Below are 23,856 nucleotides of genomic sequence, written 5' to 3' on the forward strand. Positions count from 1 at the left end.
GGCTCGGCCCATGGCATTAGCGCGACGACTCGCAGCCGCCGGAGCCCTGGTGGCGTTCGTGATCGGCGGGGTGAGCCTCGCCGCGGGCATCGGCACGGCCGCCGCTGAGACCGGATCGGAAGCCGCCACCGTGGTCTCCACCTGCCTGCCGCTCCCGCTGATCCCCTGCGACGAGCCTTCGGGCGAGGGCGAGCCGGAGGACCCGTGGTCGTCGGCCCCGAACCCGGTCGACAGCTGGTCGGGCGAGCCGAAGCCGCAGGACTCCTGGTCCGAGGGCCCGCCCCCGCAGGAGGACGAGCCGAAGCACCCGTGGAAGCCCGTGGACGAGGACGAGCGCAGGGTCCCCGACGGCCACCCCGAGACGGGCGCCGGCGGGCTGGCGCGCGAGGGCGCCGTCTGGCCGTTCGCCGTCGGCGGCGCCGCGCTCCTGACGGGCGCGGGTCTCACCGGTTTCGCGGTACGGCGGCGCAAGGGCGGCGCGTAGTTGGCCCAGAAGCTCATCCTGGCCGGGGCGGGCGCCGTCTCCCTGGCCGGGATCGCGCTGATCGCCCTCGGCCTGAACGGCCTCTTCACCCCGCCCCCGGCCACGGCCCCGGCCGCCGCCACACCCGCCCCGCCGCGCGACATCAAGATCCCCAAGGGCGGCCGGATCGCCGCCCCGATGGAGCCCGCCCGCCCCACCGCCGTCTACATCCCCTCCATCGGCGTGTCCGCCCCGCTGATGGAGCTGGGCCTGGACGCCCGGGGGGCCATCGAGAACCCGCCGCTCAACCCCTCGAATCTGGCCGGCTGGTACCGCTACGGCCCGGTCCCCGGCCAGCGCGGCGCCGCCGTCATCACCGGCCACCTCGACACCCGGACGGGGCCGGCCGTCTTCGCGTACCTGCGCAACGTCAGGAAGGGCGACCAGGTGCAGGTGCTGCGCGCCGACCGGTCGGTGGCGGTGTTCCTGGTGGACAGGGTCGAGCACACCCCCAAGACCCGCTTCCCCACCCGCAAGGTGTACGGCAGGCTGGCCTACCCCGGTCTGCGCCTGGTCACCTGCGGCGGCGCCTTCGACGCCAGGGCGGGCAGCTACGAGGAGAACACGATCGTCTACGCCCACCTGGCCGCCCCGTACTACCCGCGATCTAGCGGGCGGCCGGAAGGGTGAGGGTCGGTCCGGGCGGCAGGGACAGGGCCAGCTCGCGGGTGGTGCCGTGGTGGTCGAGGGTGAGGTTGGCCTGGCCGCCGGTGCCGAAGGGGCAGGCGGCGGACAGGGCCGACGGGCCGCGTACCTGCACCAGGATCGGGCGGTCCGTGGTGATGGAGCCGCCGGGCAGGGCGAGGGTGCCGGGGCGGTGGAAGACGATCTGGGTGAGGTCGAGGGTGCTGTGCCGTACGGCCTGGATGCCGGGGGTGTTGGCGAGGACGGTCAGCGGGCGCGGGGCGGTCAGCGTGTCGGCGGGCGGGCCGGGGACGGCGAGGTAGGCGTAGGACGCGTCCGAGGGGGCGTGGCCGTGGTCGAGCCAGATCTCCAGGACGTCCGCCGACAGCTCGCGCGCCGACTGCGAGCGGTTGACCGCGGCCCAACTGCCCGAACGTGCGCCGGAGCGGACCGTCAGCGGGGCCGGGTGCGGGAAGAAGTAGGTGACGCCGTTGTGGTGGAGGGTGCCGTCGGCCAGGCGTACCTCGCCGGTCAGCGTGGTCTGGTCGATGGTGGTGTGGACGGGGACGTCCGGGTCGGCGCAGGTGATGCCGGCGCCGAGCGCCACGTACTCGTCCAGGAAGAAGAACCACGACTTGCGGGCCCGGACGCCGTCGCGGTCGAGGTGCATGGCGGCCATCGCGTAGGGGCCTTCGGTGAGGCCGCCGGCGAAGTCGGAGCCGCCGGTGTCCTGGCCGAAGTCGGCGGCGGGCAGCGGCCCGCCCCGGTAGGCGACGGTGGTGCCCGGCAGGTGGCGCCAGTCCTGCACGGGCCAGAGCGCGTGGTACTCCTCGCCGGTGCGCCACAGGTGGGTCACGCCGTCGCACAGGTGCCGCCCGCTCAGGCCCTCGCCGTTGCCCGCCTCGGACAGGACCGTGCGGGTCGAGGAGGTCTTGACCGCCGCCGACCAGCCCGGACGGTAGACGGCCAGGTAGTCGGAGCGCCAGAAGTAGCGGGCGCCGGTGCCGGGGCCCTGCCCGAAGTGCAGCAGTTCCTCCGCGCGGGGCCCGCCGCCCGCTGCCAGGGATCTGGCGGCCGCCTCCAGGGCGGGGCCGCGGGCGGCGTTGCCCTCGCGGGTGCTCTCCCTGCCCATGCAGGCGATGTCGTAGCGCCCGGCGTGGATCATCCAGCGCTGCCCGTCGAGAAGGTAGGCCGCCAGGACCTCCATCGCCTCCTCCGGCATCGCCATCGGGGTGCCGGAGGCCAGCGTGGCCAGGGCCGCCATGTCCACGGCGAAGCTGTGGCCGTAGCCGCCCGAGTAGAGCTGCGGGCCGTGCTGGTGGAAGCTGTGGTCGGGCTGGATCCCCTCGCCCTCGCTCGGGACCAGCAGCGTCGCGGCCTGGCCGAACGCTTCGGCGAGCCCCTCGTCGTCGCCGTCGAGCAGGCAGCGGCGGATGACCACCTCGGCCGCCCAGAGCAGGTTCTGGCCGGTCATCCCGGTCACGGCGGCCCGCCCGAGTATCCGGGTGAGCCGCGGGTCGTGCGCGATCCCCAGCAGCAGCGCCGCGTCGCCGAGGACGCGCGGGGCGCCGAGCTGGTCGTACCACCAGTTGGGGCAGCGCAGGTCCATCCGCAGCCAGGCGTCCAGCGCGCGCCCGGCCGGTTCCGGCTCGGCCGGGGCCAGCGCCCTGAGCCTGACCAGATGCTCGAACGGCGCCCAGACGGTCACGTCCAGGTCGGCGTAGTCGATGTCGGCCCAGAGGCCGTCGGGGCCCGGCGCGGCGGACGGCGGCCCGGCCTCGCGGTGCAGCGCGGCCAGCAGCCGCGCCCGGATCGTGTCGGCGGCCTCACTCACGACGATCACTCTAAGGGTCGCGGGGCAGCCCGAGCGCGCGCTCGGCGATGATGTTGAGCTGCACCTCCGTGGTTCCACCGCCGATGGTGAAGGCGCGGGTGGTGAGGATCATGCGGTTCCAGTAGCGGCTGGACGGGTCCACCGACCAGCAGAACTCCGAGATCGCCTGCGCGTGTCGCATGCCGAGCAGTTTGCGTACGCTCGCCGCGGTCCCGGTGCCGCCGCCCGACAACTGGGACAACGTGACCCGCAGGCCGAGGGCGGAGATCGCCTGGCCCTCCGCCCACAACCGCCCGGCCTGCTCCCATTGCGACGGGCGCAGGCCGTCGCGGGCGGTGACCAGCCGCATCATGTCGGTGTGCTGCGAGCCGGGTCCCCAGGAGTCGCCGAGGGCGACGCGCTCGTGCGAGAGGGTGTCGCGGGCCACCTTCCAGCCGTTGTCCACCTCGCCGACCACCAGGTCGTCGGGGACGAAGACGTCGTCCAGGAAGACCTCGTTGAAGATCTCCTCGCCGTTGATCTCCTTGAGCGGCCGGACGGTGACGCCCGGCGTGGCCATGTCGACCAGGAAGTACGTGATGCCCCGGTGTTTGTCAGGGGAGGTCCTGGCCAGGCAGATGCCCCAGTGCGCGTACTGGGCCAGCGACGTCCAGATCTTCTGCCCGCTCAGCGACCAGCCGCCCTCCACCCGGGTGGCCTTGGCCGACAGGCCCGCCAGGTCGGAGCCGGCGCCGGGCTCGCTGAACAGCTGGCACCACACGATCTCGCCGGTGAACGTCCTGGGCAGGAAACGTTCCTGCTGCTCGCGGGTGCCGTAGGCGACGATGGAGGGCACCGCCCAGGCCGCGATGCCCAGGTTGGGCCGCTTCAGCTCGCGGAACTCCTGGTGGATGACGACCTGCTCCAGCGGGGTGGCGGCCCGGCCCCACGGCTTGGGCAGATGGGGCATGATCCAGCCCTCCCGCGCGAACCGGCCGAGCCGGGCCAGAGGCTCTTCCCTGGCCAGTTCCCCCGCCTGCGCCCGGACCTCCGCCCGCAGCGCCGCCGCCTCCTCGGGCAGGTCGGGCTCCATGGCCCGCCGCGTGCCCGCCGCGGCCAGGCGGGCCACGCGCTCGCTCCACTCGCCCGGGTCGCCGGCCAGCATGCGGCCGGACAGGGCGCGGCGGTAGTAGCGGTGCGCGTCGTGCTCGAAGGTGTAGCCGATGCCGCCCAGCACCTGGATCGCGTCCGCGGTGCAGCGTACGGCCGCGTCGGGCGCGAGCACCGCCGCCACCGCCACCGCGAGCCCCACCTCATCCGCTTCTGTACTGCTCGCCGTGTCGAGGGCACGGGCGGCGTCCCAGACGGCGGCGCGGGCCTGCTCCAGGGCGACCAGCGCGGCCGCGACCCGGTGCTTGACGCCCTGGAACTGCCCGATCGGCCGCCCGAACTGCTCGCGGACCTTGGCGTAGGAGGCGGCGGTGTCCACCGCCCAGGCGGCCAGGCCGCACGCCTCGGCCCCGAGCAGCACGGCCGCCAGCTCCCTGACCGGCACCGGCCCCAGTTCCCGCCCCGCGGGCACCTCGGTCACGGTCACCGCGCAGAGCGGGCGGTCGAGGTCCACGCCCTCCAGGGGGTCGGCGGTGACGGACGAACCGTCGAGCAGTGCCCAGCCGCCGTCCACGGGCACGAGGAAGAGATCGGCGTCGGCGGGGCCGAGGGCGGTAGCCGTACCGGAGAGGGCGACCGTGGCGGTGAGGGTGCCATCGGCGAGGCCGTCGAGCAGGGGGTCGCCGGCGGCGAGGGCGGCGGCGGCCAGGACGGTGGGCAGGAAGGCGCCGCCGGCGCGAGCCCGGCCCAGTTCCTCCAGCACGACGCAGAGCTCCGGCAGCCCGAAGCCCTGGCCGCCGTGCGACTCCGGCACGTGGACGCCGAACAGGCCCTGCCGCGCCAGCGCCGCCCGGTCGATCCCGCGTCCGGCCCGCCCGCGTACGGACTCGGCCAGCGCCCGGTGTTCCTCGGTCAGTCCGATGCTCATGGGCCGACTCTAGAACCTTGTTCGGTCGCGTTCAAGGTTGGACGAATCTGTCGGCAACTCTGGCCAACCACGCAGAAACCCGCATACGATCTCGGCGGTCATCCGACCTCTGATGGAGCAAGGGGCAAGCATGGTGCTGGACGTCGGGTTCGGCGGATCGTTCACGACCAGGACCGGCTACACCCCGGCCACCGGCGAGGTCGCCGCCGGGCAGCTGACCAGGCGCACCGGCGGCGAGGAACACGAGATCGGCGCCGGGGTACGCCTGAAGGGCGGTGCGGAAGGCCTCACCTACCACCCGGCGCGACCGCTCGGCGCGGCCACCGTGGACCACCCGATCGCCGTGGAAGCCGCGTACACCCCGGACCCGGCCCAGAACGCGTCGGCCACTCTCCTGTCCATCGGCGGCGGCATCTGGTTCCGCCACCGCACGGCCACCGAGATGGAGTACGGCTTCGCCGACGTCAAGGCCACGGTGGAAGCCCCCGAGCCGGGCAGGGAACACACCGTGGCCCTCGCCTACGAGCCGGCCCCGGCCGGCGCGACCCTGCGGGCGTACCTGGACGGCGCCCCGCTCCCCCCGGTCACCTCGCCCGAGGCCAGGGCCCCGAAGCTCGCCGACACCATCGGCCTGGGCAACGACGCGCACCCGTCGTCCTCCGGCCACGGCATCAAGGCGCTGGTCAGCCGGGCCGTAGCCACCCCGTTCACCGGCGCCTTCGCGCCTCGCCTCCTCCCCGCCGGGCGGATCGGAACCCCGGCCACGGACGAAGGGACGCTCCCGACCGGCGGCCTGGAGCCAGGCTGGCGGCTGCCGGTGAGCGCGGCGGAGGACCCGGCCTCACTGGTGGCCAAGGCCGCGATGCTCCGGCCCACCCCGCGCCAGTACGACTGGCAACGCCTCGAACAGACCGCCTTCCTGCACTTCGGCGTCAACACCTTCACCGGCCAGGAGTGGGGCTACGGCGACGAGGACCCGGATCTGTTCCAGCCGACCGGCCTCGACACCGATCAGTGGGCCCGCGAGCTGAAGGCGGCCGGGTTCGGGCTGGCCGTCCTCACCGTCAAGCACCACGACGGCTTCGTGCTCTACCCCTCCCGCTACACCGCCCACACCGTCGCCGCGAGCAGTTGGCGCGACGGCGGGGGCGACGTCCTGCGCGCCTTCACCGACTCCGCCCGCGAGCACGGCCTGAAGGTCGGCGTGTACATCTCCCCGGCCGACGAGAACTCCTACGCCCGCGGCGTCTACGCCAACGGCAGCCCCCGCTCCCCCCGCAGCATCCCCACCCCGGTCGAAGGCGACACCCGCCCTCCTGCCAGAACACGCACCTATGAGGCCACCGACTACGGCGCGTACATGCTCAACCAGCTCCACGAGGTGCTCACCGGGTACGGGCAGGTGGACGAGGTCTGGTTCGACGGCTCGCTGGGCCGCATCCCACCCGGCAAGACCGAGACATACGACTTCGACAGCTGGTACGCCCTCATCCGCGACCTGGCGCCCCAGGCCACGATCGCCGTGGCCGGCCCCGACGTGCGCTGGGTCGGCAACGAGGGCGGCCTGGCCCGCGAGAACGAGTGGAGCCCCATCCCCATCCGCCTGACCGGCGAGGCCCACCTCGACTACGCCGCCCTCCCCAGCAGCCCCGACACCGGCAGCCGCACCGCCATCACCGAGGCCGCCGCCACCGCCACCCACCTCCAGTGGTGGCCCGCCGAGGTCGACGTCAGCATCCGCCCGGGCTGGTTCTACCACCCCGAGCAGCAGCCCAAGACGGCCGACCAGCTCCTGGACATCTACCTCACGTCCGTGGGCCGCAACGCCGTCCTGCTGCTCAACATCCCCCCGGACACAGAGGGCAGGCTACCCGCCGCCGACGTGGCGAGGCTCCGCGAGTGGCGGGCCAGACTGGACCGCGAGTTCCCCTTCAACCTGGCCACCGGCGCGAAGCCCACCGGCCACCCGGCCCTGGACGGCGACCGGGACACCTCCTGGAAGGTCACCGGCCCCCTGGAGATCACGCTGCCCATCCCACACGAGGTCGACAAGGTCGTCCTGGCGGAGGACATCCGCCACGGCCAGCAGGTCGAGTCCGCCGTGGTGGAGGTACGGCAGGCCGACGGCACCTGGCGCCAGATCGCCGCCGCGGGCACGATCGGCTACAAGCGCATCCTCACCCTGGCCGAGCCGGTAACCGGGCAGGAGTTCCGCCTCCGCGTCACCGCCCACCGCGCCCAGCCGTACCTGACCCACTTCGCCCTCTACAGAACGGCCCCAGAGCGCTAACCCTCGTCCTCACCGAAACCACAAGGCGGACGGCCTGGGGTCAGGCTGACGGCGCCCACACGAAGCCGTCCGGATCGGTGAAGGGCTTGGCGTCGCTGCCGATGACCAGCCGGTGCGACCCGCTCCCCTCGGCCGGAACGCCGGAGACCTTGGCCAGAGCCTTGCGCTTGTAGAGCGACAGCGCGAGAGGGCTCGACGGCGGCGAGAACTCGACGTACCTGCCCCCGTAGCTCTTCGTCACCTCGAATCCGTGCTCGACGTAGCACCGCCTGCTCGCCGCCACGTCCTGCACGCCCAACTGCAGCACCACCGCGTCGATCTTCCGTGTCGCCGGGCCGGTGTCCTTCTTCGACGAGCTCGCGATCGTCCAGATCGTGCCGTCCGGGGCCTGCACCACGCCGCCGTAGCCCCACAGGGACTTCGCGACCGGCTTCAGGGTCTTGGCGCCGGCATCGGCAGCGGTGCCGTAGAGGCTGTCGACGGTGGAGGGCTGGGCGACGACGAGCGACATGGCGAAGCCGCGGAAGCCCGACGTGGGCGCGTCCGAGGCTCGCAGGCGCAGCCGGTCGTCGAGGCCGAAGGCGGCGGCGTAGAAGCGCTCGGCGTCCGCGGGGTTGGGCACCTCTAGGGTGACGAATTCCAGGTAGGCCATGGCCCCCACGCTAGGCGCGCCAGGACGGGCCCGCTTCTCGATTCCTGCTCGATGCGCTCGACCCGCTAGTCCTTGTCCTTGTTGGCCCTGGCCTTGCTGGGCTGGACGCGCATCGGCTCGCCGGGCATCTTCGGGTAGTTGGGCGGGTAGGGCATGTCGCCGCGGTCGTCCTTGGCGTACCACTCCAGGAGCTGGTCGAGGGGGTGGGCCTGGTCGTCGATGGCGGCGTGGACGTCGCCCTTGTCGGCGAAGCGGGCGGGCATCGTCCGCAGGTCGAAGTCGGCGGGCTCCGCGTCGGCCAGTTCGTCCCAGGTGACGGGGGCGGAGACGAGCGCCTCCGGGCGGGCGCGGACGGAGTAGGCGCTGACGACGGTGCGGTCGCGGGCGTTCTGGTTGAAGTCGATGAACACCCGATCGCCCCGCTCCTCCTTCCACCAGGCGGTGGTGACCAGGTCGGGCGCGCGGTCGGCCACGGCTCTGGCCAGGGCGATCCCGGCGTGCCGCACCTCGATGAAGTCCCAGTTCGGCTGGATGCGGACGGCGACGTGCACGCCCCGGTTGCCGGACGTCTTCGCGAACCCGGTCATCCCCAGCTCGTCGAGCACCTCCCGGGTGAGGAACGCGGCCTTCCGCACGGCGTCGAAGGGCAGACCGGGCTGCGGGTCGAGGTCGATGCGGAGCTCGTCGGGATGCTCGACGTCCTGGGCCCGCACCTGCCAGGGGTGGAAGTCGATGGTGCCGAGGTTGGCGCAGTAGGCGATGGCGGCGACCTCGGTCACGCGCAGCGAGTCGGCCTTGCGCCCGCTCGGAAACGTGACCGTGGCCGTCTGCAGCCAGTCGGGATGCTTGGGCGGCATGCGCTTCTGATAGATGGCCTCGGTCTGGATGCCGTCGGGATGGCGCTTGAGGTTGGTGGGGCGATCCTTCATGGCCCGCAGGGCGCCTTCGCCCACGCTGACGTAGTACTCCACCAGCTCCCGCTTGGTGATCCCGATATCGGGAAAGTACACCTTGTCGGGGTTGGTGACCTTGACGATCCGCTCTCCGACTTCAAGCTCTATGTACGGCGATGCCATGCCCACGACCATACTCGCCGCCCCCGTCAAGAAGCCCGCACCGAGCACCGGTCGCCAGGAGCGGGTTCCCGGCCGGGTGGTCAAGGAAGGGCCGTGGCGGCGAGCTATCTGTCCGACGTGAGAAGCGATCCCGGCGATCGGCGCCCGCCCGCGTCGGCGGGTGGCGGTGGGGGCGGCTCGCCGTAACGGAAACTCGCTGTGAAAACAGACCGGCACGACAGAGAACCACGAAGAGGAACAAGATAGGGGCGCCGTCCGGAGCCCGGCCGGTGGCGGGACCGGGGGCTCGACGGACGGACAGAAGATCACTCGACACCGTTCCGGGCGCTGGCGCGTCGCCCGGCCGGCCTTACGGTCGTCGGCGACGCCAGCACGGGCGTGGGCTGTGCCGCTCGGACGACCAGACGGGTGATCTCACCCCAGTACAGGAGGCGATGACGCCCCCCATACTGATAAAGACGCAGATTCGCCCCAGAAAGGATGCTTCCCCCTGCGGAGATCTCTTTTTGCCGGATCTCGTACGCTGGACTCATGGACAAGGTGGTCAAGAGCGAGGCCGAGTGGCGAGTGAAGCTCTCGCCCGAGGAGTTCCACGTGCTGCGCGAGGCCGGCACCGAGCGCCCCTTCACCGGCGAGTACGTCGACACCAAGACCGAGGGCGTCTACTCCTGCCGCGCGTGCGGGGCGGAGCTGTTCCGGTCGCAGGCCAAGTTCGAATCGCACTGCGGGTGGCCGAGCTTCTTCGAGCCGTCGGAGTCGGATGCCGTCACCCTGATCGAGGACCACAGCCACAGCATGGTCCGCACCGAGGTGCGCTGCGCGCGCTGCGACTCCCACCTCGGGCACGTCTTCCACGGCGAGGGCTACGCCACGCCCACCGACGACCGGTACTGCATCAACTCCGTCTCGCTCAGGCTCGAACCCACCGAGTGATCAGCTGGCGACAGCGCGTACCGACCGCCCAGCGCGGGTAGGGAAATCTATGTGAGCCTTGTCCATTTTCGTCATCGCTGGGTGACGATTGAGGCGATCGGCCGCGTCATCACGCAGCGGTGCGAGGTTTGCCTCAAAACCCGCGTCCGTGTCCGCTGAGCCCCAGGGCAGCACCCCACGGGTTTCAGTCGGTGTCGGGATGGGTGACACGGCAGGTCGTGTCGGCAGGGCCGAGGATGTTGGCGAGGATCGGGTTGCCGTTCTCCCCGAACTCCGCCTGGACGAAGACCACGGGGTCGGTGACGCCCTGCTCGCGGAGGTAGTCGAGGCCGCGTTCGCACAGGGTGAGGGCCTTCTTCGAGTTGTCCGCCTCTTCCGGCAGATCGGTGTAGATGCGCAGATATCCGCCGACGGTGCGGATGTCCTTGAGGTGTTTGACGGCCGGGTCGCCGGATCCCCAGCGGGTCCGGAAGTGCTCGGCCGCCTTCTTGTCGGTGTGCTGCCCCTCGGCCGTGATCGCGGAGGGCTCCGCCACACTCGCCTGACTCGCCGCGCCCGTCGCTACGGGCGTGCCCGTCGCGACCGGCCGGTCTGTCGCGGCCGGCCGGTCCGTGACGACCGGCCTTCCCGCGTCGGCCCCTGACCTGCTCGTCGAGCCGGCCGCGGCGGGCGCCGACCACGGCAGCGCCCCCGCTCCGCCCGCATCCGGGCGCTCCAGGGCGAACCACCCGGCCAGGATCCCGAGCACCAGCGCCACCCCACCTGCTCCCGCCCGCCACGGCCACCGCGACGTCGCCCGCCGCCGTCCGTGCCTTCCGGGAGTTCTGGAACGTGCCACCCGTACACCCCCGCTCCCAAGGGATTTCCTTCACGATTGTGGCAAGAACCAGGAGATCAGGTACGGGAGATGGAGGTTTTGCCCGGCCCGTCGGAAGGCACCGGGCAATACCGCCTACGGCAGCGCGTTGACCAGTTCGCCGACCGGCTTGCGGACGCCGGTGTAGAAGGGGATCTCGATCCGGGTGTGCTCGCGGGCCTTCGCGCCCCGCAGGTGCCGCATCAGGTCGACGATCCGGTGCAGTTCGTCGGCCTCGAAGGCCAGCATCCACTCGTAGTCGTTCAGCGCGAAGCAGGCCACCGTGTTGGCCCGCACGTCCGGGTAGTCGCGGGCCATCAGCCCGTGCTCGGCCAGCATCGTCCGCCGCTCGGCGTCGTCCAGGAGGTACCACTCCAGCGAACGCACGAACGGATAGACGCACACGTAGCCCCGCGGCTCCTCCTCGGCCAGGAAGGCCGGGATGTGCGACTTGTTGAACTCCGCCGGCCGGTGCAGCGCCATCGCCGACCACACCGGCTCGCTGCCCCGGCCGAGGCCGGTGCGGCGGAAGCGCGAGTACACGTCCTGCAGGTCCTCCGGCGAGGCCGCGTGCCACCAGAACATGTAGTCGGCGTCGGCCCTGAACCCGGCCACGTCGTAGAGGCCGCGGGTGACGACGCCCTTGCGAGCCTCCTGCTCCAGCAGTTCGGTGACCTCGTCGGCCAGCCCCTCGCGGTTGCCGGGACACGGCTCGGTGACCTTGAACACCGACCACATGGTGTAGCGGATCACCTGGTTAAGATCGCGGGCCTTCGGCCTCTGCGCGCCCTCAGTCATGTGTCAATTCTCCCAGTATCCGGGCGGCCGCCGTGCGAGCCGTGGCGACGCACGCGGGGATCCCGAGCCCGTCGTAGGCCGCGCCGCAGACGGCGAGCCCCGGCTGCACGGCCACCGCCGCGCGAACCCTGGCCACCCGATCCAGGTGGCCCACGTTGTACTGCGGCAGCGCGCCGCCCCACCGGGTGACGCGGGTGTCCACGGGCAGCCCGCGTACCCCCATCACCTCCGCCATCTCCGCCGTGGCCAGCGAGACCAGTTCGGAGTCCGCGCGCTGCAGAAGGTGCTCCTCGCCGATGCGGCCCACCGAGCAGCGCACGATGAGCAGGTCGTCGGACAGGTGCGGCCACTTGACGGAGCTGAACGTGGCCGCCTTGACCGGCCGCCCCTCGACCGGGGGCACCAGATAACCGCTGCCGGTCGGCAGCTCGGGAAAGGCGTCGGGGGTGTAGGCGAGGGTGACGATGGCCATGCTGGCGTACTCGATCCTGGCCAGCTCGGCGGCGGCCTTCGGGACCTCCTCGCGCAGCAGCCGCGCGGCGGGCGCGGCGGGGACGGCGAGGATCACCGCGTCCGCCTCGATCACCTCGGGCCGCGGCACCGGCCCGGTCACCAGCTGCCAGCCCGACTCGGTACGGCGCAGCTCCCTGACCGTCACCCCGGTCCTGATGTCGGCGCCGCAGGCCTTGGCCACCGCCTCGGGCAGGCTGCCCAGCCCGCCGCGCAGCGAGTTGAAGACCGGCCCCGCCGCCTTGGGGGCGTCCCCGACGATCTCGCGCGTGGCGCCGAGCAGGGAACGCTCCGTGCGGGCGGCGATCGCGATGCCCGGCATCGTGGCTTCCAGGGAGAGCATGTCGGAGCGCCCGGCGTAGACGCCGCCGAGCAGCGGCTCCACCAGCCGGTCGAGGACCTCGGCGCCCATGCGGGCCCGGATGTAGGCGGCGACGGAGACGTCCGTGCGCACGAGCGTGGCGGGGAGCACCTGGTCGAGCGGGACCCGCAGGAGCCCGGCCGGCGAGATGATGCCCGACCTGGCCAGCTCGGTGAGGTCGGCGGGGACGCCCATCACCTGGCCCTTGGGCATCGTACGCAGCATGCCGCGCGAGTAGATGGCGGCCGAGGTGGTGCCGGGGCTGACCAGGTCGTCGCCGAGCCCCACGGCCTTGGCCAGGTCCTTGCCCTCGGGCCGCCTGGCCAGCATCGCCTCGGCGCCCTCGTCCACCCGGACCCCCGCCACCTCGGAGGCGTGCAGCTTGCCCCCGATGCGCGGGCTGCCTTCGAGCACGGTCACCTTGACGCGTTCGCCGCCGTTGTGCCGCAGATGCCACGCCGCGGCCAGCCCTGAGATCCCGCCTCCGACGATGACGACGTGCGCCCGGTTCCCTTCCACGCTTCCTGACGCTACCGCCTGCCGGGGCCGGTCGGACGCGTGACCCTATCGAGACGCCTCCGTTAGAACCGGCGCCGGGCGCGACCCGTCCTTATGGTCATGAAGACAATGGCGTTGGCGGCGGCACTGGCCGTCGTGCTGCTGTCCGGCTGCGGCGGCAGCGGCAGCGGCGGTGTCGCCCAGAGCAGCGACGTCTCCCGGCCCGAGAGCGCGGCGGTCGGTCCGGCCCGCGCGGATGCCGACTACTCGGCGAAGGACGAGGCGAAGGACGAGGCAGGCGGCAAGACGATCACCTCGGACGTGAAGGTGACCGCCGAGGAACGTCAGATCATCTACATCGCCACCCTGACCGTGCGGGCCAGGGACGTCACGGCCGCCGCCGACCGGGCCAAGACGCTCGTCACCGGCGCCGGCGGGCACCTGTCGAAGGAGGAGTCCAGCGCCGCCGAACAGCAGGAGGCCAGCGCGACCCTCGAGTTCAAGATCCCGCCCGCCCGATACCAGGAGATCCTGACCGTCCTCGGCCGCGACCTCGGCAAGCGGCTGTCCATGACCCAGGGCACCCAGGACGTGACCATGGAGGTCGCCGACGTCAACAGCCGGCTGAAGTCGGCCGAGGGAGCGCTCGCCTCGCTCCGTTCGCTGCTGGGCAAGGCCAAGACCATCGGCCAGGTGCTCCAGGTCGAGCGCGAGATCCAGAACCGCGAGGCCGAGCTGGAGTCTCTCCAGGCCCGGCAGAAGGAACTGGCCGCGCAGGTCGGCATGGCCACGGTGACGCTGCGGCTGGTGGGCCCGGCCGCCGAGGTGCTGCCGCCCGACGACGACCCGCCCGGCTTCCTCGGCGGCCTCGCCGCGGGGTGGCGGGCGCTCGTGGACTTCCTCAAGGTCGTGGTGACCGTCGTGGGCGTGGTGCTGCCCTGGTTGCTGATCGTCGCGCCCGTGGTGCTGCTCGTGATCTTCCTGGTACGGCGCCGCCGTACCGGCGAACCGGCCACCCCCGCGGCGCCGGAGGAGACGCCCGCCACCTAGCTCACACCACGCAGAGCTTGGACGAGATGGTCCGGCGGCGGCCCATCGGGGAGGCCATGGCGCGGGCCACGGCCTGTTCGCGCAGGCGGGCGGGCACCTCGGCGGCGGCCCGCTCGGCCGCGAACAGCCGGACCAGGTGGTACATGCGGTAGCGCTCCCAGCCCTGCTCGTCGGCGCGCTCGTGCCGCAGGAGCTGTTCGTCGGCGAGGCGGTCGAGCAGTCCGCCGGCCTCCTCGATGCCCGCGCCGAGCATGACGGTGGCCAGCCACGGGGTGCACTCGACGGCCGCGGGCAGCAGGCCGAGCAGGCAGAAGAGCAGGCGTTCGCGCTCGCCGACGGCGTCGTAGCCGGACGCGATGGCGGCGCGGACGTCGAGGTCGCCGGCGCGCAGCTCGTCGAGGCGGCTGTGCTCGGCGCGCATCCGTCCGGCCAGGAGCCCGGCGGTCCAGCCGGGGCGGGTGGCGAGCCGGGCGGCGGCGATGCGCAGCGCCAGCGGCAGCCCGTCGCACAGCTGGGCGAGCTGCTTGAGGCCTTCGTCCTCTCGCGCCGGAGGAGAGGGGACGAGGCGGCGCAGGAGGTTCACCGCCTGGTCGCTGGGCAGCACGTCGAGTCGCGTGGACGAGGCGCCCTCCCCCACCAGGCCCTCGAACCGGCCGCGCCCGGTGACCAGCACCCGGCAGCCGGGCGCGCCGGGCAGCAGCGGGCGTACCTGGGCGGCGCACGCGGCGTCGTCCAGGACCAGCAGCACGCGGCGGCGGCGCAACAGCGTGCGGTAGAGGGCGGCGCGCTCGTCGAGGCCGTCGGGGACGCGGGTGACGCCGAGCGCGCGCAGGAACCTGGCCAGCACCTCGGCGGGCGGCAGCGGGCCGGTCCTGGCGCGCAGGTCGGCGGCGAGCTGGCCGTCGGGGAAGCGGGCCGCCCGCGCGTGCGCCCAGCGCAGGGCCAGCCCGGTCTTGCCGATGCCGGCCGGGCCGGTGATGACGGCCGTCGCGCCCGTTTCGAGCGAGCGGTCGAGGGCGGCGAGCTCCAGGCGGCGGCCGGTGAAGGCGGCGACGTCCTGGGGCAGCTGGGCGGGGTGCGGCGGCGGCTGGTCGCCGTCCAGGGCCTGGGCGTGGGCGGCGCGCAGGTGGCGGCCGGGCTCGACGCCCAGCTCGGCCACCAGACGCGAACGGCCCTCCCGGTAGGAGCTCAGCGCCTCGGCCCGGCGGCCGGATCGGTGCAGGGCGAGCAGGTGGGCGGCGCGCAGGCGTTCACGCAGGGGCTGGGCGGCCACCAGCGGCGCCAGCTCGGCGGCGGCCTCCGCGGGACGGTCGAGGGCGAGCAGCTTCTCCGCCCGTTCCTCCGCCGCAGCCAGGCGTAATTCCTCCAGGCGGGCCGCCTCACAGCTCACCGCGTGAAGGCCGGCGTAGGCCTCGCCGCGCCACAGGGCGAGCGCCTCGCCGTACGTGGCGGCGGCCGCTTCGGGGGAGGCTTCCGCACGGGCCCGCGTGAGCAGGCGCTCGAAGCGGGCGGCGTCGAGCTCGGCCGGGTCGAGGAGCAGCAGGTAGGCCTCGCCGCGCCGGGCGACGCGGTCGTCGCCGATCGCCTGCCGTACGTGGTGGACGTGCCAGCGGACCGTGGCCGGGGACGGCGGCGCCTGCCCCCACACCGCCTCCGCGAGCCTGCCGTCGGGGGTGGCCCGGTTGGCCCTGCTCAGCAGCACGGCCAGGATGTTGCGCTGCTTGGCCGAGGTCAGCGCGACCGCGCTGCCGTCACGGACGATCGCCAATTCCCCCAGAACGCCGAACTCCACGCCGGTTCCCCCCGGTTGCCTCGCACCCGACGCCCCCGACGATACTAAGTCGCCCGAAGTATGTCAGGGGGTCATAGCCGGGCGGTATCGGGGTCAAAGGAATGGACCAGATCTGTCAACCGCTTGAGCTGGTCCGGGTCGGTGCTGGGCAGGACGCCGTGGCCGAGGTTGAAGACGTGGCCCTCGGCCGCGCGGCCCCTGCGCAGGATGTCGAGCGCGCGCTCCTCGACGACCTCCCACGGGGCCAGCAGGATGGCCGGGTCGAGGTTGCCCTGCAGCGCCCTGCCGGGGCCGACGCGGCGGGCGGCCTCGTCGAGCGGCACCCGCCAGTCGACGCCCACCACGTCGGGGCCCACCTCGCCGAGCACGCCGAGCAGTTCGCCGGTGCCGACGCCGAAGTGGATGCGCGGCACCTCCGGCACCCCGGCGAAGATGCGGCTGGTGTGGGGCGCGATGAACTCGCGGTAGTCGGCGGGCGCGATCGCGCCGACCCAGGAGTCGAACAGCTGGATGGCCGAGGCCCCGGCCCTGACCTGGATGCGCAGGTGCTCCAGGACGATGCCGGTCAGGCGGTCCATGAGCGCGTGCCAGAGGTCCGGCTCGCCGTACATCATGGCTTTGGTGCGGTCGTGGTTCTTGGAGGGGCCACCCTCGATCAGGTACGACGCCAGCGTGAACGGCGCGCCCGCGAAGCCGATGAGCGGCGTGGACCCGAGCTCGCCCACCAGCGACCCGATCGCCTCGGTGACGTAGGGGACGTCGCCGGGCTCCAGGGGGCGCAGGGCCTGCAGGCCCTTGGCGTCGCGGATCGGGCTGGCGATGACGGGGCCGACGCCCGGCTTGATGTCGAGGTCGACGCCGATGGCCTTGAGCGGGACGACGATGTCGCTGAAGAAGATGGCGGCGTCGACGCCGTAGCGGCGGATCGGCTGCAGGGTGATCTCGACGATCAGGTCCGGGTCGGCGCACGCGGCCAGCATCGCCGTGCCCTCGCGCACCTTCAGGTATTCGGGCAGCGAACGGCCGGCTTGCCGCATGTACCACACGGGGGTGTGCGGGACGGGCTGACGGCGGCAGGCGCGCAGGAAGGCGGAGTCGTCGAGATTCACGCTCCAAGCCTGCCACGGCACTCGCGTGGTCCGCGCACCGGAGCAAGGCGGGAAATTCTGGATCAAGAGTTCGCCAAGCCGCCGCGCGGCATCGATTCGGCAACCACTTTCGGGACACGCCGAGCGCGTTGCGGGGAATTGTCAGCGAGCCGTGTCACCGTCAGACCCACGATCACAAGAAAGGCCCCGTGCGATGACCGCGTTGTGGAGCTCCCTCCGCAGTGAACATTGCCCCGACTGCGCCGGCGAGCGGCTGTTCGAGCAGCCGCTCTGCGTTGACGGGCACGAGCCTGACACGTGCCCCGACTGGGCGTGCACGGACTGCGGGCTGGCCGTGTTCCTCGGGGCGCCACAGGTGCCCGCGCGGACCCGGACGCTGGTGACGGCCGCGGCTTGAGCACATCGTATGAGCACCCCCGTGGTCCCCTTCCGTCCGTCAGCGACCTACGCTTCGACTATGACCGTCGGTGACCGGCCGCCGCCTCCCCCGGCGTTCCTGCGCGCCGCGGAGAGCCTGCGGCCGATCGACGTGCGGCCCGAGATCGAACTCGAGGACCTGCCCGCCCCCCAGCGGCTGGCGCCCTACTCGGCCGCCATCGGCGCGTCCGTCTACCGCGACGACGACGAGCTGGCGGTGGGGCGGCTGATCCTGCTGTTCGACCCTGACGGCCAGCGTGGCTGGGACGGCCCCTTCCGCCTCGTCGCCTACGTGCGGGCCGACATGGAGCCGGAGATCACCTCCGATCCGCTGCTCGGCCCGGTCGCGTGGAGCTGGCTGACCGAGGCGTTGGAGTCCCACCACGCCGCTTACACCGCCGCTGGCGGTACTGTGACAAGGGCCGTGTCCGAGGGGTTCGGCAACAAAGCGGAAGACCCGGTCACCACCGAGCTGGAACTGAGGGCGTCCTGGTCCCCGACGGAGGAGGACCTCTCGGGTCACGTCGCCGCCTGGTGCGACCTCATGTGCCTGGCGGCGGGGATCCCACCCCTCCCGCCCGACGTGGCCACGCTGCCGCGCCATCGTGAAGATCCGGAGTCCTTTCGGCAGTGACAGAAGAACAGACCGTCGTCCCGCTGCTAGAGCCGCGCGAGGGTATCCCGACGGTGATCGCCGACGCCGCGGGGCTGGCCCGCACGATCGAGGCGTTCGCCGCCGGCAGCGGGCCCGTCGCGGTCGACGCCGAGCGGGCCTCCGGCTACCGCTACGGCAACCGCGCCTATCTCGTCCAGCTGCGCCGCATCGGCGCGGGAAGCGCGCTCATCGACCCCATGGGCTGTCCCGACCTGAGCGCGCTCGACGCGGCCGTGTCCGATGCCGAGGTCGTCCTGCACGCCGCCTCGCAGGACCTTCCGTGTCTGGCCGAGATCGGCTTCCGGCCGCGCCGGATGTTCGACACCGAGCTGGCCGGGCGACTGCTCGGGTACGAGCGCGTGGGCCTGGGCACCATGGTCGAGACCGTCCTCGGCCTGCGGCTGGAGAAAGGCCATTCGGCGGCCGACTGGTCGACCAGGCCGCTGCCCGAGGACTGGCTGCGTTACGCGGCGCTCGACGTCGAGGTGCTGGTGGAGCTGCGTGACGAGCTTCACGCGCAGCTGGAGGAGAGCGGCAAGCTGGAGTGGGCCCAGGAGGAGTTCGCGGCCGTGCTGGCCACGCCGCCGCCGTCGCCGCGGTCCGACCCCTGGCGGCGTACCTCCGGCATCCACAAGGTCCGCAACGTCCGGGCGCTGGCCATCGTGCGCGAGCTGTGGACGATGCGCGACACGATCGCCAGGGAGAAGGATCTGGCCCCCGGCCGCGTCCTGCCCGACGCCGCGATCGTGACCGCCGCGCTGGAGGTGCCGCGCACCAAGAAGGCGCTCACCGAGATCTCCGCGTTCACCGGGCGCAGCGCGCGGCGCTACATGTCCGACTGGCTGTCGGCGGTCAGCCGCGCGCGGGCGCTGCCCGACGGCCAGTTGCCCGCGCCGAGCTCGCCCGGTGACGGCCCGCCGCCGGCCAACCGCTGGGCCGACCGTGACCCGGCCGCCGCCAAGCGCCTGGCCGCCGCGCGCGCGGTGGTGGCGGCGCTGGCCGACGAGCACCGGATGCCCACCGAGAACCTCCTGCAGCCCGACGCGGTCCGCCGCCTGACGTGGGAGCCGCCCGCGGTGCTCGACGACGCGACGGTGGCCGAGCGGCTGCGTTCGCTGGGGGCCCGCGAGTGGCAGATCGGCCTCACGGCGCATCCGCTCACCAAGGCCCTGGACCGGCTGGAGACCAAGGGCGAGGTCTGACGCCGCCTCCGCGGAGGCGGCGCCGCGCTTCTACCCCTCGGTCCAGTGCATGTCCGGGCGTGCCGTCGTGCCGTCCCCGTCGATCATGGCGATCGGTGCCTTCCTGAGATTCCTCCGGCCAGTCGTCGAGCAACGCTAGGGCGCGGCCGTTGGATCGTTGTTGGCCCCGGGTTGGCTCGCGACGAGGGGCCGTCAGGCTCGGCCGGTCAGCGCGATTCTGGTGATCCGGTCGAGGGTGGGACCGGGGCGGAGGTAGTCGGTGTGGCGGCCGTCGCCGCCGTCGATGATCCGGGCGCCGAAGGCCGCGACGTTCGGGTCGGCGCCGAAGCCGATGGGGCCGAGCCGTACCCCTGGGCGGAAGACGTCGTCGCGGCCGGACAGCGCCGTCCACACGCGGGCCGGCGTGCGGAGGTCGGCGGCGCCGGCGACGCCCATGCCGGGGCTGCCCAGGGCGACGATGTCGGTGACGGGCAGGGCGGGCGCGGCCTCGCCGCAGACGACCGTGCCGTAGCTGTGGCAGACCAGGGCGATCCGCTTGGGCAGAAGGGCGGTCACCAGGGTACGCAGGGCCTTGGCGCCCTTCGCGGCGGGCAGCGTGGTGATGACGCCCGGGTCGGTCATCTCGGGCGCGTCGTAGCCGAGCCAGCCGATGACCGCGACCTTCGTGCCGGGGGCCAGGGCCTGGGCGCGGGCGTGCAGGGCGCGGGCGGCGCCGCCCGGCGCGGCGGTGCTGTCGTTGAACTGGGCCAGGCCGTATCCGGTGCCCGGCACGAAGATGATCACCGAGTCGGCGGCGGCCAGGTCGCCCACCACCTCGACGGCCCGCCCGTCGCCCGTCCGGTCGAGGGCCAGGAACTGCCGTCCGGAACCGTCCCGCGCGTTGGCGGCGTAGCGTTCGGCCAGGGCGGGCGCGGTGATCGCGGGCAGGTCGAGTGGCTGCGCGCCCGGCTGGGAGGCGGCACCCGCGACGGTCAGGGCGAGCACGGCACCCAACAGGAAACGACGCATGGTTCACGACCGTATGCGACGGCGCGCGCGGCTCGCGTCGGTCTCAGGTACCACCCGTCCCCTACCTCCCGGGTACGTGCTTGCCCGGAGCCCCTCTCAGGGTCGCCAGCGCGGCGTCGAGCCGCTCCCAGTCGCGGCCGAGGAGCGCGGCGAGCGCCGCCCCGGCCTCGCTCGTCCGGTAGAACCGGCGCGGCCTCGACTCCTTCATGCTCCATTCGCTGACCAGGAGCCCCTGCCTCTCCAGCCGCCGCAGCAGCGGGTAGAGCGTGTTGGCCTCGACCGCGAAGCCGCTGCTGGCGAGGTCGTCGAGCAGGGCGTAGCCGTAGTTGGGCCGCTCCAGCGCGAGCAGGCAGGCCAGCACGACGGTGCCCCGCCGGAGCTCCTGGAGGTGGGTGGCGAGCGGCACGTCGTCGGGCATGGTCGCACGTTATTGTGTGGCACACAGTATTGCAACGGCACCCGCGCCCGCCGTACGGTCCTGGAAAGCGCTTTCCAAGGAAGAGGTCTCGATGCGCAGAATCGGCGTGGTGATGAACGGCGTCACCGGCAGGATGGGCTACCGGCAGCATCTGGTCCGGTCCGTCCTGGCCATCAACGAGCAGGGCGGGCTGGCCCTCTCCGACGGCACCCGGGTCAGGCTCGATCCCATCCTCGTCGGCCGCAGCGAGGCCAAGCTGGCCGAGATCGCCGCCAGGCACGGGCTCACCGACTACACCACCGACCTCGACGCCGCGCTGGAGCGCGCCGAGATCTACTTCGACGCCCAGGTCACCCAGGCCAGGGTCAAGTCGGTGCTCAAGGCCATCGAGGCCGGCAAGCACATCTACGCCGAGAAGCCCACCGCGGAGTCCGTCGAGGAGGCCGTAGCACTCGCCGAGGCCGCCGCCGCCCGCGGCGTCAAGAACGGCGTCGTCCAGGACAAGCTGTTCCTCCCCGGCCTGCTCAAGCTCAAGCGGCTGATCGACGGCGGCTTCTTCGGGCGGATCCTGTCGGTACGCGGGGAGTTCGGCTACTGGGTGTTCGAAGGCGACTGGCAGGAGGCCCAGCGTCCTTCCTGGAACTACCGGGCCGAGGACGGCGGCGGCATCATCCTCGACATGTTCCCCCACTGGCACTACGTGCTGGAGAACCTGTTCGGCCGCGTCCAGTCCGTCTACGCCAAGGCCGTCACCCACATCCCGGCCCGGGTCGACGAGCAGGGGGCGACCTATGACGCGACGGCCGACGACGCCGCGTACGGGATCTTCGAGCTGGAGGGCGGCATCGTCGCCCAGATCAACTCCTCCTGGGCCGTGCGGGTGAACCGGGACGAACTGGTGGAGTTCCAGGTGGACGGCACGCACGGCAGCGCCGTCGCCGGGCTGCGCAACTGCCGGATCCAGCACCGCGCCGGCACCCCGAAGCCCGTCTGGAACCCGGACCTTCCGGTCACCGCCCGCTTCCGCGACGACTGGCAGGAGGTGCCGGACAACGCGGAGTACGACAACGGGTTCAAGATCCAGTGGGAGCTGTTCCTGCGCCACGTGCTGGAGGACGCCCCGTTCCCCTACGACTTCGCCGCGGGCGCCCGCGGCGTGCAACTGGCCGAGCTGGGGCTGCGCTCGTCGACCGAGGGCCGCAGGATCGAGGTGACGGGCCTGTGAGAATCCGGCTGCCCGGCGGCGCGTACACGCTGCGCGACCCCGTCACCTGGCCCGAGCCCGGCGCCGGCCCCGCCGGCGCGCGGGTGGTCTACGCGGCCGCGCACGTGGTGGCCGACCCGCTCGGGGACAACACGCCCGGCGCGCCCGCCGCGGTCGACTGGTCCGCCACACTGCGCTTCCGCCGCCACCTCTGGTCGTACGGCCTGCGCGTCGCCGACGCCATGGACACCGCCCAGCGCAACATGGGCCTGGACTGGGCGGCGACCCGCGAGCTGATCAGCCGCAGCGCCGGCGAGGCCCGCGCGTTCGGCGACCCGGCCGAGCTGGTCGCATGCGGCGCCGGGACCGACCACGCGCCGGAAGCCGACACCGTCCAGGCGATCACCGACGCCTACGCCGAGCAGATCGACACCGTCCAGGCCACCGGCGCCGGCGTGATCATCATGGCCTCGCGCCAGCTCGCCGGGACCGCCACCGGCCCCGATGACTACCACCGCGTGTACGGCAAGCTGTTCGGCCTCGCCGACCGGCCGGTGATCCTGCACTGGCTGGGCGAGATGTTCGACCCCCAGCTGGCCGGATACTGGGGCTCGCGCGACGTGGAGGCGGCCACCGAGTCGTTCCTGGAGCTGATCCACGCCAACGCCGCGATGGTCGACGGCGTGAAGGTCTCCCTCCTCGACGAGGATCACGAGGTACGGCTGCGCGCCGCCCTCCCCCAGGGCGTCCGGCTCTACACCGGCGACGACTTCAACTACCCGTCGCTCATCAAGTCGGGCAGCCACGCCCTCCTCGGCATCTTCGACGCGATCGCCCCCGCGGCGGCCGCCGCCCTGCGGGCGCTGACAGCCGCGGAGTCGGCTCCCGACGAGCAGCTCCGCACCCGGAACCTCGCTCTCTACGATGCGATCTTCGAGCCGACGGTGGCGTTGTCCCGCAAGATCTTTGAGACGCCGACGTTCCACTACAAGACCGGCATCGTCTTCCTCGCCTGGCTCAACGGTCATCAGGAAGCGTTCAGCATGGTCAATGGGGCGCAGTCGGCCCGGTCGATCACCCACCTGGCGGAGGTGTTCCGGCTGGCCGACCAGGCGGGGCTGCTGGCGGACCAGGAGCTCGCGGTCCGCCGGATGACGGCGCTGCTGGCGGTGAACGGCCGGTGAACCCGCTGTCGCTCAACCAGCGCACCACCAAGAGCTGGACCGTCGCCCAGGCCGTGGACGGCTGTGTGCGGCACGGGCTTGAGGCCGTCGGGTTGTGGCGCGAGGAGGTGGCCGAGCAGGGTCTGGCCGCCAGCGCCAAGCTGGTGCGCGCGGCGGGGCTGCGGGTGTCGTCCCTGTGCCGGGGCGGCTTCATGACCGCGGCCGCCTCCCTGGATGACAACCGTCGGGCCGTCGACGAGGCCGCCGAGCTGGGGGCCGCCTGTCTCGTCCTGGTCGTGGGCGGGCTGCCGGGGGTGACCCCTGGGAGTCCGCTGGAGGATGGAGTCTCGCGGGATCTGGCCGGGGCGCGGGAGCGGGTGGCCGAGGCGCTGGCCGAGCTGGCGCCCTATGCCGGGGAGCGGAACGTACGGCTGGCGTTGGAGCCCCTGCATCCCCTCTACTGCCCCGATCGGGCTGTCGTGTCCACGCTTGGGCAGGCGTTGGATCTGGCCATGCCGTACCCCGGTGAGCAGGTCGGGGTGGTGGTGGACACCTTCCACGTGTGGTGGGACCCGCAGGTGTTCGAGCAGATCGCTCGGGCGGGTGAGCGGATCGCGTCCTACCAGGTGTGCGACTATCTGCATCCGCTGCCTGCCGACGTGCTGCTCGGGCGGGGGATGATGGGCGACGGGGTGATCGACTTCCCGCCGATCACCCGTGCCGTGCTCGCCGCCGGGTACACCGGTGACATCGAGGTGGAGATCTTCAACGCCGACGTCTGGGCCGCCGATCCGGACGAGGTGGTGGCCGCGATGAAGCGGCGTTATGCCGAGGTGGTCGGTTAGGCGGGGTCGTGGGCTTGGTCG

At 72.6% G+C, this 23,856-nt stretch carries 21 protein-coding genes; 10 read left to right on the forward strand and 11 right to left on the reverse strand.

What is annotated here, in order from left to right:
* Positions 1-10 precede the first annotated feature (10 nt).
* Both ACIBHY_RS16585 and ACIBHY_RS16590 read left to right on the forward strand, forming a co-directional pair.
* The gene (locus ACIBHY_RS16585; RefSeq protein WP_397271449.1) at positions 11-484 is read left to right on the forward strand and encodes a hypothetical protein; all 474 of its coding nucleotides are present in this window, start codon (positions 11-13) and stop codon (positions 482-484) included.
* On the forward strand, positions 485-1,153 hold the full coding sequence (locus tag ACIBHY_RS16590) for a class F sortase (protein ID WP_397307064.1): 669 nt from the start codon (positions 485-487) through the stop codon (positions 1,151-1,153).
* On the opposite strand, the gene ACIBHY_RS16595 is transcribed toward ACIBHY_RS16590, so the two are convergent.
* Both ACIBHY_RS16595 and ACIBHY_RS16600 read right to left on the reverse strand, forming a co-directional pair.
* Positions 1,131-2,981 (reverse strand): polysaccharide lyase family 8 super-sandwich domain-containing protein, encoded by a 1,851-nt coding sequence (locus tag ACIBHY_RS16595; RefSeq protein WP_397307065.1) that lies wholly within the window; start codon positions 2,979-2,981, stop codon positions 1,131-1,133. The two genes, ACIBHY_RS16590 and ACIBHY_RS16595, sit on opposite strands and share 23 nt — an antisense overlap.
* Positions 2,982-2,991: 10 nt before the next feature.
* The gene (locus tag ACIBHY_RS16600) at positions 2,992-4,998 is read right to left on the reverse strand and encodes an acyl-CoA dehydrogenase (protein WP_397307066.1); all 2,007 of its coding nucleotides are present in this window, start codon (positions 4,996-4,998) and stop codon (positions 2,992-2,994) included.
* Between the two features lie 130 nt (positions 4,999-5,128).
* Here ACIBHY_RS16600 and ACIBHY_RS16605 point away from each other — a divergent pair, with 130 nt between their 5' ends.
* Positions 5,129-7,288, forward strand: coding sequence for an alpha-L-fucosidase (locus ACIBHY_RS16605; protein ID WP_397307067.1), 2,160 nt, complete (start codon positions 5,129-5,131; stop codon positions 7,286-7,288).
* A gap of 40 nt (positions 7,289-7,328) precedes the next feature.
* On the opposite strand, the gene ACIBHY_RS16610 is transcribed toward ACIBHY_RS16605, so the two are convergent.
* Both ACIBHY_RS16610 and ligD read right to left on the reverse strand, forming a co-directional pair.
* Positions 7,329-7,940: a glyoxalase gene (locus tag ACIBHY_RS16610; protein WP_397242496.1), complete on the reverse strand. Its 612-nt coding sequence runs from the start codon at positions 7,938-7,940 to the stop codon at positions 7,329-7,331.
* A 65-nt stretch (positions 7,941-8,005) separates the two neighbouring features.
* Positions 8,006-9,016, reverse strand: a complete 1,011-nt coding sequence (gene ligD / locus ACIBHY_RS16615; RefSeq protein ID WP_397242494.1) for a non-homologous end-joining DNA ligase — start codon at positions 9,014-9,016, stop codon at positions 8,006-8,008.
* 531 nt (positions 9,017-9,547) lie between these two features.
* Between ligD and msrB the strand changes: the two genes are divergently transcribed.
* Positions 9,548-9,949 carry a peptide-methionine (R)-S-oxide reductase MsrB gene (msrB, locus tag ACIBHY_RS16620; protein WP_397242492.1) on the forward strand — a complete coding sequence of 134 codons (402 nt, stop codon included), beginning with the start codon at positions 9,548-9,550 and terminating at the stop codon, positions 9,947-9,949.
* 184 nt (positions 9,950-10,133) lie between these two features.
* Here msrB and ACIBHY_RS16625 read toward each other — a convergent pair whose 3' ends face one another.
* From ACIBHY_RS16625 to hemG, 3 genes are all read right to left on the reverse strand, one after another.
* Complete coding sequence (locus tag ACIBHY_RS16625; protein ID WP_397307068.1) at positions 10,134-10,706, reverse strand: hypothetical protein; 573 nt, start codon at positions 10,704-10,706, stop codon at positions 10,134-10,136.
* Positions 10,707-10,901: 195 nt separating this feature from the next.
* On the reverse strand, positions 10,902-11,603 hold the full coding sequence (gene hemQ / locus ACIBHY_RS16630; RefSeq protein WP_379613830.1) for a hydrogen peroxide-dependent heme synthase: 702 nt from the start codon (positions 11,601-11,603) through the stop codon (positions 10,902-10,904).
* A complete protein-coding gene (gene hemG / locus ACIBHY_RS16635) occupies positions 11,596-12,993 on the reverse strand; it encodes a protoporphyrinogen oxidase (RefSeq protein WP_397307069.1) in 1,398 nt (465 codons plus the stop codon). Before hemG ends, hemQ begins: the two co-directional genes overlap by 8 nt.
* A 99-nt stretch (positions 12,994-13,092) precedes the next feature.
* Between hemG and ACIBHY_RS16640 the strand changes: the two genes are divergently transcribed.
* Positions 13,093-14,022: a DUF4349 domain-containing protein gene (locus ACIBHY_RS16640; RefSeq protein WP_397307070.1), complete on the forward strand. Its 930-nt coding sequence runs from the start codon at positions 13,093-13,095 to the stop codon at positions 14,020-14,022.
* Between the two features lies 1 nt (position 14,023).
* Here the strand turns inward: ACIBHY_RS16640 and ACIBHY_RS16645 are convergent, their stop codons facing one another.
* Together ACIBHY_RS16645 and hemE are read right to left on the reverse strand one after the other, a co-directional pair.
* A complete protein-coding gene (locus ACIBHY_RS16645; protein ID WP_397307071.1) occupies positions 14,024-15,814 on the reverse strand; it encodes a BTAD domain-containing putative transcriptional regulator in 1,791 nt (596 codons plus the stop codon).
* A 71-nt stretch (positions 15,815-15,885) separates the two neighbouring features.
* Positions 15,886-16,899: a uroporphyrinogen decarboxylase gene (gene hemE / locus ACIBHY_RS16650; RefSeq protein WP_397243779.1), complete on the reverse strand. Its 1,014-nt coding sequence runs from the start codon at positions 16,897-16,899 to the stop codon at positions 15,886-15,888.
* A gap of 481 nt (positions 16,900-17,380) precedes the next feature.
* Between hemE and ACIBHY_RS16655 the strand changes: the two genes are divergently transcribed.
* Complete coding sequence (locus ACIBHY_RS16655) at positions 17,381-17,974, forward strand: DUF3000 domain-containing protein (protein WP_397242482.1); 594 nt, start codon at positions 17,381-17,383, stop codon at positions 17,972-17,974.
* On the forward strand, positions 17,971-19,197 hold the full coding sequence (locus ACIBHY_RS16660) for an HRDC domain-containing protein (RefSeq protein ID WP_397242480.1): 1,227 nt from the start codon (positions 17,971-17,973) through the stop codon (positions 19,195-19,197). The genes ACIBHY_RS16655 and ACIBHY_RS16660 overlap by 4 nt, the downstream gene beginning before the upstream one ends.
* Positions 19,198-19,389: 192 nt before the next feature.
* Here ACIBHY_RS16660 and ACIBHY_RS16665 read toward each other — a convergent pair whose 3' ends face one another.
* Both ACIBHY_RS16665 and ACIBHY_RS16670 read right to left on the reverse strand, forming a co-directional pair.
* Positions 19,390-20,205, reverse strand: a complete 816-nt coding sequence (locus ACIBHY_RS16665; protein ID WP_397242478.1) for an alpha/beta hydrolase — start codon at positions 20,203-20,205, stop codon at positions 19,390-19,392.
* Between the two features lie 61 nt (positions 20,206-20,266).
* A complete protein-coding gene (locus ACIBHY_RS16670) occupies positions 20,267-20,623 on the reverse strand; it encodes a PadR family transcriptional regulator (RefSeq protein WP_397242476.1) in 357 nt (118 codons plus the stop codon).
* Between the two features lie 91 nt (positions 20,624-20,714).
* Between ACIBHY_RS16670 and ACIBHY_RS16675 the strand changes: the two genes are divergently transcribed.
* The 3 genes from ACIBHY_RS16675 to ACIBHY_RS16685 are packed head-to-tail and all read left to right on the forward strand — an operon-like array spanning position 20,715 to position 23,835.
* Entirely contained in the window at positions 20,715-21,848 is a 1,134-nt protein-coding gene (locus tag ACIBHY_RS16675) for a Gfo/Idh/MocA family protein (RefSeq protein WP_397307072.1), read from the forward strand.
* On the forward strand, positions 21,845-23,011 hold the full coding sequence (locus ACIBHY_RS16680) for a dihydrodipicolinate synthase family protein (RefSeq protein ID WP_397307073.1): 1,167 nt from the start codon (positions 21,845-21,847) through the stop codon (positions 23,009-23,011). Before ACIBHY_RS16675 ends, ACIBHY_RS16680 begins: the two co-directional genes overlap by 4 nt.
* Positions 23,008-23,835, forward strand: a complete 828-nt coding sequence (locus ACIBHY_RS16685) for a sugar phosphate isomerase/epimerase family protein (RefSeq protein WP_397242470.1) — start codon at positions 23,008-23,010, stop codon at positions 23,833-23,835. Before ACIBHY_RS16680 ends, ACIBHY_RS16685 begins: the two co-directional genes overlap by 4 nt.
* Positions 23,836-23,856: the final 21 nt, after the last annotated feature.

Source organism: Nonomuraea sp. NPDC050547 (assembly GCF_044457345.1).
GTDB lineage: Bacteria > Actinomycetota > Actinomycetes > Streptosporangiales > Streptosporangiaceae > Nonomuraea.

Bases quoted from the DNA above. Each gene is read 5' to 3' on its own strand.
- ACIBHY_RS16640 (WP_397307070.1), top strand. From the start codon at position 13,093: ATGAAGACAATGGCGTTGGCGGCGGCACTGGCCGTCGTGCTGCTGTCC.
- msrB (WP_397242492.1), top strand. From the start codon at position 9,548: ATGGACAAGGTGGTCAAGAGCGAGGCCGAGTGGCGAGTGAAGCTCTCG.
- ACIBHY_RS16675 (WP_397307072.1), top strand. From the start codon at position 20,715: ATGCGCAGAATCGGCGTGGTGATGAACGGCGTCACCGGCAGGATGGGC.
- ACIBHY_RS16665 (WP_397242478.1), bottom strand. From the start codon at position 20,205: ATGCGTCGTTTCCTGTTGGGTGCCGTGCTCGCCCTGACCGTCGCGGGT.
- ACIBHY_RS16605 (WP_397307067.1), top strand. From the start codon at position 5,129: ATGGTGCTGGACGTCGGGTTCGGCGGATCGTTCACGACCAGGACCGGC.
- ACIBHY_RS16610 (WP_397242496.1), bottom strand. From the start codon at position 7,940: ATGGCCTACCTGGAATTCGTCACCCTAGAGGTGCCCAACCCCGCGGAC.
- ligD (WP_397242494.1), bottom strand. From the start codon at position 9,016: ATGGCATCGCCGTACATAGAGCTTGAAGTCGGAGAGCGGATCGTCAAG.
- ACIBHY_RS16655 (WP_397242482.1), top strand. From the start codon at position 17,381: ATGACCGTCGGTGACCGGCCGCCGCCTCCCCCGGCGTTCCTGCGCGCC.
- ACIBHY_RS16600 (WP_397307066.1), bottom strand. From the start codon at position 4,998: ATGAGCATCGGACTGACCGAGGAACACCGGGCGCTGGCCGAGTCCGTA.
- ACIBHY_RS16585 (WP_397271449.1), top strand. From the start codon at position 11: ATGGCATTAGCGCGACGACTCGCAGCCGCCGGAGCCCTGGTGGCGTTC.
- hemQ (WP_379613830.1), bottom strand. From the start codon at position 11,603: ATGACTGAGGGCGCGCAGAGGCCGAAGGCCCGCGATCTTAACCAGGTG.
- ACIBHY_RS16670 (WP_397242476.1), bottom strand. From the start codon at position 20,623: ATGCCCGACGACGTGCCGCTCGCCACCCACCTCCAGGAGCTCCGGCGG.